The organism is Nitrosomonas aestuarii (assembly GCF_003046585.1).
Lineage (GTDB): Bacteria > Pseudomonadota > Gammaproteobacteria > Burkholderiales > Nitrosomonadaceae > Nitrosomonas > Nitrosomonas aestuarii.
Genome location: NZ_QAAE01000038.1, coordinates 1 through 6,395 on the forward strand (window position 1 = coordinate 1; position 6,395 = coordinate 6,395).

Genomic DNA, 6,395 nt, shown 5'->3' on the forward strand with positions numbered 1-6,395 from the left:
GGTATGGTATGTTCTGCATTAATTGGATTAAGGAATGTCGTGTCTTTGCTTGCCTGTTTAAAGCCGGTATAGACACCAGTAACCATGCCATCTGTGCCTACATCTATAAAGCTGTACATGGCACGCCTTGCTTCGTTATATCCCAGGTCATTGTGTTTTCCTTTGTGCCAGTTATCTTGCAGCCATGTTCTTAGTGTTTCTCCAGACAAGTCATTCGGTGGTAATGGCCCGGCATAGCTAAATAAATTCAGAAGCATTAACGAGATAGCAACAAAAGTTTTCATTATTTCCTCCACATAGAAATTATGAATCCAAATATATTCTAGTCAAAAGAGCTCGACTCTAGAATATATTGAAGTCGCGTTTTATACGCATATTTGCATATAACTGGGGCGCACTTCAGTGCGCAGTGAACCTCCTTGCCAAGATGGTACTGTATTACAGTACCATCTTGCAGTCAGTCTTATGTGACCGAGCCGGAAAATGTGCATCGTATTTGCACCGGGTCATGAATTCAAGTTACGTGTTGGGTTGTAACCGAACGACTTCAATCTGACATCACTCTCGACAGCGTTAAACCATGGCAAACTGTATAATTGAAACTTTACGTTTTGAAGACTCCAGTCGAGAATGTATTTTTCATAGAAACGAATGATTGGAAATGAATAAATATACAGACCCTCACATTGAAAAATCTGCACTCATCACGATAGATACGCAGAATGATTTTACACTGAACAATGCTCCTGCGCGGATTGATGGAACAGCTTCCATCGTACCCAATATGGTCAGACTCGTGACCGCTTATCGAAAACAAGGTTTGCCAATTATTCATGTAGTTCGACTCTATCTTAAAGACGGTTCGAATGTGGATTTATGCCGCAAACAAGCCATAGAAGAAGGAAAAGAAATTGTCGCGCCGGACTCCAGCGGCGCGGAACTGGTCGATGAACTAAAACCTGACCCTGATTTAAAACTCGATGCCGGTCTGCTCTTGTCTGGAAACATGCAGAAATTGAAGAACAATGAGTACGTCATATACAAACCACGGTGGGGAGCGTTCTACAAAACAATGTTGGAAAGCTTCTTAAAAGAACGGGAAATTGATACGGTGGTGTTTTCAGGATGTAATTTTCCAAATTGCCCAAGAACAAGTATTTATCAGGCCAGTGAACGGGATTTTCGCATTGTGTTGGTAAAAGATGCCATATCCCGGCTATACCAAATAGGTGAAGAAGAGATGCAAAATATCGATGTCAGTTTATTGGAAACGAATGATATTGAAAACTTACTGGCTAAATTTTTATATTGAAGAAAGATGAACAGTTGGGCCGATGGAAAGTAAAAAGCATTGTATGGTCAATTGAAAACAAATACTCGTAATAGAATGTCGGGTCGAATCTAAAAAGCATAAGCAGACGTAATAAGAAACATGCATGTCGATGAATGTAAACTGCTGGCCCGTTATAACCGGTGGATGAACGAACGGCTATACGATGTATGTAGCCGTCTGCCGGATGAGGAACGTAAAAAAGATCGGCAAGCTTTTTTCGGTTCTATACACGGCACGCTTAATCATTTGCTGCTGGGGGATCGAGTCTGGTTAGGCCGTTTCGAAAACAAACCCTTCCGGGTAGAATCGCTGGCACAGGAACTTTATTCAGACTTCGACAAACTCAGAGAAGAGCGCGATCTGACGGATGCGCGGATCATACAATGGGCTGAAGGATTGTCCGATGCGATGCTGAATGGCGACCTGACATATACCAGCATCGTTAATCCGGTGGAACGTACTCAAAAAATGGGTGTAGCTGTCATCCATTTTTTCAATCACCAGACGCATCACAGAGGTCAGTTGACGACATTGCTGAGCCAGTGCAGTCTGTATTACGGTGTAACGGATTTAATCTGGATGCCGGAAGCCGATATCTGAACCGGGTAAAGCCAGAACGATGCGCAGTCAAGTCCTGACAATCAAATAGGTACCTACGTCAACCATAAGAGCGCCCGAAGCCAACCGGACTTTATTTCCAGCTCCCAATTCTTTGCTCATCGTTATCACTTTCGTGGCCGCAAAAACATAAGCCAGTTTAACGCCGCCGACCGTTGCGACTATGAACAGAATAATCGCGATGTCCGGCAGCGTCAGTGCGGATATATCAATGTGTACGTCGTCAAAGTAATTTGGACAGATGGCTGCCAGAGATAAGAGACACTTCAGCTCATCAGGTTTGAATTTTTAGCCCGGTTATCGTAATACATCTGACGTCGCCTGGCTAATGTTTGTAGTTTTATTTTTTCGCGTTTGTCGAGTATTGACTGGCCACTACCATAAAAGACATCAGCCGGTGTCAGATTGTTCAGTGATTCGTGATAGCGTTTGTGATTGTAGTAATCGTCAAACTGACGAACGCGGCCTTCCAATTCTCCAGGGAAGTAATAGTTTTCCAGTAGAATCTGGTTTTTTAATGAACGGTGCCATCGTTCGATCTTGCCCTGAGTCTGTGGATGGTAGGGTCTGCCACGTGTATGGCTCATATCCCGTTCATCCAGATATTTCGCCAACTCACTTGAAATATAACTCGGGCCATTGTCACTGAGTAATCGCGGTTTATGCTTGACTTTGACCTGGTTAAGCCCTGTGAAACGTAGTGCATCATCCAATGTATCTGATACATCACGGGAACTCATGGTAGTACACAGCCACAGCCGCCAGGCAATAATAAACCGAGATTGAACAGCATCTACAGCTTGAAAATGGTGGCGTTACGCGTGAGTGGCTGGCAGTGAATATCGCCAACGGGAGAAGTCAGCTGATGCAGCCTGACTCAAACAAAAGAGCCTTCAAAAAGTCGGGCTGATTCAGATCGATAAACATCGTTTGAATGGGACTTTAAACAAAAATAGGGGGTAAATTACATCGTCCTTTACCAATGGTATGTAGCGGTTATCTGTAAAATGATCAATAAGCAGATTGGTTTTTTCCTCTCTCCCTCGTTAAAACTTAAACCTGCTCATTTCTCCCAATGAAAGTTAGTTGAAAACACCTTCATTCCAGAAGGTGTTTTTTTTGAGGTTCAATAAATTCACTCAGTAAATAGAGCTCACTCATAAAGTATAAGCAATTGATTGAATTTATAATTAATGTATATTTTGGTAAAATAATGCACGTAAATCAATGAAATAACACCCAAACACGTGCACCATGATTCGATATAAATGCCAAAAGCAACTCACTTGTCAATAGCGGAGCAAAATAGGGTACTGTGCATATTTGTGGGGAAATACGGTCTAAGGATTGAAGTGGCTCCGGTTATTAACTTGGTAGTACCGATTTATGACAAAAATATGGAAGATATACGGAAACTGTATAATTAATTGGTTATACAATCTCTTTCAGAGATTATAGGACAAAATAGCGTATATATTGCGCAACCTAACATTGAGCGCTACGAATGACAAAATTTTTTCACTATATAATAAAAATAGCAGGTTTATACAGCGTACAAAAACTGCTAATGTGCGGAGTGCAATTTGAGCGCACGCATAATACCGCAGGTATTGATGCGGACACACAAGCTGCGCTCCGGATAAAATGCAAGTTATTTCGAGTTGATTGCCCGGTATCTGTTTTGACCAATGATCTGAATATTGCCCCGCACTCAATATCAGAGAACGCGGCATTGGAGGGAACACCGTTCACTTCGTTCACTGCTTCGCCCCTGCAGGGTGTCCCTCAATTTAAACGTTAGAGCCCATGGGTACTAGTAGTGTGGCACCTGAGGGTGTTCCGATACAGTCTTGGCTAGTAGCTGCTGTGACGGGGGCAGGAGCATTCATGGCAATGCTCGACTCCACAGTCGTCAATCTGGCAATCGAATCTATTCGAGTGGATTTTTCGTCAGATCTGTCCGTAGCGCAGTGGGTTGCAACGGCCTATCTGTGTGCGCTCGCTGTATCTTTGCCAGCTGCCGCATGGCTTGGCGCGCGCTTCGGTTATGGCCGCGTGTGGAATTACAGTCTTGGCTTGTTCGTGGTTGCTTCAATCTTGTGTGCTGTTGCACCTGACATATTGACTTTGATCGGTGCTCGAGTTCTACAAGGATTAGCCGGCGGATTAATGGTTCCGGCGGGCCAAGCTGTTATTGGTTCCGAAGTAGAAAAGAAACACCTTGGTCGAATTTTTGGATGGCTCGGATTGGCTGTTGCGCTCGGGCCCACGATAGGGCCGGCCATTGGTGGTGCCCTCCTAGAGAGCACTTCTTGGCGCTGGCTTTTTTGGATTAATGTCCCAATTGGTATTGCCGCGTTGATCGCTGCTAGAAAATTGGTGCCCAGCGGCTCAAGGGACTTTGCTCGCAAGGTAGATAAGATCGGCTTGTCTCTACTAGGAATCGGATTGCCGTTGCTCCTTTTCGGGGCTACAGAAATGGGACTTGGTGAGTTAACTCCACTCACGGTTATTGCAACAGGTATCGGTAGCGTCTTAGTGATGAGTTTCGGTGTAACCGCATTCCTCGTCAGTTCTCCTCTTATCGACCTTCATCTGCTCGGTCGTCGAATCTTTTCCATTTCCACTTTTATCACTGGGTTAACTGGCGCAAGCATGTACGGAGGCTTGCTACTTTTGCCGCTATATCTTCAACTGGTGGCCAACCAGAGCCCGATGGAAACTGGTTTATGGTTGTTGATCATGGGATTCGGAAGTGCACTGACGTTACCAATTGCTGGGGTACTAATAGACCGCTATGGGGCTGGAATCGTGGCCTTGACGGGATCTTTGATATTACTGGTTGGTACTGTTCCTTTCCTTGTTGCGAAGTTGTACTCGCCTCTAATTCTGGGTGTAATTCTCGCGTTGCGGGGCATAGGTGTGGCTTTGGCCCAAATGCCGGCCATGACAGCGGCATACACTTCTGTGAAAAAGGAAGAAATGGGGGACGCGACAACCTTGGTTAATATTATGCAGCGTATTGGTGGTGCGTTTGGAGCTGTTGGTGTTGTGGTTATTCTCCAGCAGGCTAGCGACGGTGAGATGCATTCCACCTACATTGATGCGTTTACGTTTCTGCTAGTGTTGTCTGTCGTTGCATTTTTTGCTGCTGCGCTCATGCATTATCAAATTCAAAGCCATATCGGTAGAAAAGTGCAAAATGAGCTCTAATCAGGTAGCCGATGGGGCTCTGTTGCAAAAAATAAGCAAATTGGTGCATTAATAAATTTTTTCATGATATTTCTCAATGTTGGATTTCAAATGGCGACATTACCAGGGCGGTGTAATCCTGAGTTGTGTTAGATGGTACTGCAAATACGGGATTAGCTATCGTGAACTGGAAGAAATGATGCTGGAACGTGGATTTGAAGTAGATCACACAACGCTTTATCGTTGGGTTCAACATTATGCACCCGAAATGGAGAAACGCATGCGGTGGTAATACAAGCCGACGATGGGTTACAGCTGGCGGGTAGATGAAACCTATGTGAAGGTTAAAGGGAAATGGACGTATTTATACCGGGCTATTGATAAGCACGGTAATACGATTGATTTCTATCTTTCGCCTACCCGCAATAAGAAAGCGGCCAAACGATTTCTAGGCAAAGCTCTCAAATCTATAAAACCCTGGACGCATCCGTAAACAATCAATACAGACAAGGCACCGACTTTCGACCCCGCCATTGCTGAATTGCAGGAAGAAGGAAAATGCCCGAAGGATACGGTACATCGGCAGGTGAAATACCTGAACAATATTGTCGAAGCCGATCATGGAAAACTCAAGCGATTGATTAATCCCGTGCACGGGTTTCAATCCATAAAGACGGCCTATGCAACAATTAAAGGGTTCGAACTTATGAATATGTTCAAAAAAGGACAGCTGAATGCATGGAAATATGGCCAGGATCTCATAGGAGAAATCCGCATTATTGAAAGACAATTCGATATTTACACCGCATAATCAAACATATCAGAGGCTTACCCTGGTCAACGCTATTTTTTGCAACAGAGCCCATTGACTCACTAAAAATCTTACTTTTTAGACTATATAGTCTTTATTTGGATTGGCAACTTCCAACCTTGCCTAAAATCGAATCCGTTCAATCTCTCTCTGATTAACAATATCGTTACGCCGGTCATAAAGCTGTGTGGTGCGGGTTGAAGCATGACCTGCAATCCTGGCCGCCGTTTCAATATCCCCGCCATGTTGCAGGAAGTTGGTGATGCCGGTGCCCCTAAAGCTATGGCAGCCAATCTCTTTGGGCAATCCAGTTTTTTTAATTTTTCGGTGGATCATATGAAAAACATTCTTGCGGTCAACCGCCCTGTCAGTGATAGCAGTGCCGCGACAACTCAAGCTGCGAAACAATGGCGTATTGCGTTCATCTTTTATTCCGGCGGC

At 44.3% G+C, this 6,395-nt stretch carries 6 protein-coding genes and 2 pseudogenes; 5 read left to right on the forward strand and 3 right to left on the reverse strand.

Annotated elements, in window-relative coordinates; translation table 11 throughout:
- Positions 1 to 284: hypothetical protein (locus C8R11_RS15570; protein ID WP_219908635.1), on the reverse strand; the 284-nt coding region annotated here is incomplete at its 3' end.
- A gap of 377 nt (positions 285 to 661) precedes the next feature.
- Between C8R11_RS15570 and C8R11_RS15575 the strand changes: the two genes are divergently transcribed.
- Both C8R11_RS15575 and C8R11_RS15580 read left to right on the forward strand, forming a co-directional pair.
- Positions 662 to 1,312, forward strand: coding sequence for a cysteine hydrolase family protein (locus C8R11_RS15575; protein WP_107796496.1), 651 nt, complete (start codon positions 662 to 664; stop codon positions 1,310 to 1,312).
- 120 nt (positions 1,313 to 1,432) lie between these two features.
- Positions 1,433 to 1,933 carry a DinB family protein gene (locus C8R11_RS15580; RefSeq protein ID WP_107796497.1) on the forward strand — a complete coding sequence of 167 codons (501 nt, stop codon included), beginning with the start codon at positions 1,433 to 1,435 and terminating at the stop codon, positions 1,931 to 1,933.
- Positions 1,934 to 2,217: 284 nt separating this feature from the next.
- Here the strand turns inward: C8R11_RS15580 and C8R11_RS15585 are convergent.
- Positions 2,218 to 2,733, reverse strand: a pseudogene (locus C8R11_RS15585) (transposase); the annotation flags it as partial.
- A gap of 722 nt (positions 2,734 to 3,455) precedes the next feature.
- Here C8R11_RS15585 and C8R11_RS15590 point away from each other — a divergent pair.
- The 3 genes and pseudogenes from C8R11_RS15590 to C8R11_RS15600 all read left to right on the forward strand — a co-directional run bounded on the left by C8R11_RS15590 (position 3,456) and on the right by C8R11_RS15600 (position 5,954).
- A complete protein-coding gene (locus C8R11_RS15590; protein ID WP_107796499.1) occupies positions 3,456 to 3,752 on the forward strand; it encodes a hypothetical protein in 297 nt (98 codons plus the stop codon).
- A 5-nt stretch (positions 3,753 to 3,757) separates the two neighbouring features.
- Positions 3,758 to 5,164 carry a DHA2 family efflux MFS transporter permease subunit gene (locus C8R11_RS15595; RefSeq protein WP_107796500.1) on the forward strand — a complete coding sequence of 469 codons (1,407 nt, stop codon included), beginning with the start codon at positions 3,758 to 3,760 and terminating at the stop codon, positions 5,162 to 5,164.
- Positions 5,165 to 5,240: 76 nt separating this feature from the next.
- Positions 5,241 to 5,954, forward strand: a pseudogene (locus C8R11_RS15600) (IS6 family transposase).
- Positions 5,955 to 6,077: 123 nt separating this feature from the next.
- Here the strand turns inward: C8R11_RS15600 and C8R11_RS15605 are convergent.
- A partial coding sequence (locus tag C8R11_RS15605) for a tyrosine-type recombinase/integrase (protein ID WP_146159130.1) occupies positions 6,078 to 6,395 on the reverse strand: 318 nt, incomplete at its 5' end.

Bases quoted from the DNA above. Each gene is read 5' to 3' on its own strand.
- C8R11_RS15575 (WP_107796496.1), top strand. From the start codon at position 662: ATGAATAAATATACAGACCCTCACATTGAAAAATCTGCACTCATCACG.
- C8R11_RS15580 (WP_107796497.1), top strand. From the start codon at position 1,433: ATGCATGTCGATGAATGTAAACTGCTGGCCCGTTATAACCGGTGGATG.
- C8R11_RS15590 (WP_107796499.1), top strand. From the start codon at position 3,456: ATGACAAAATTTTTTCACTATATAATAAAAATAGCAGGTTTATACAGC.
- C8R11_RS15595 (WP_107796500.1), top strand. From the start codon at position 3,758: ATGGGTACTAGTAGTGTGGCACCTGAGGGTGTTCCGATACAGTCTTGG.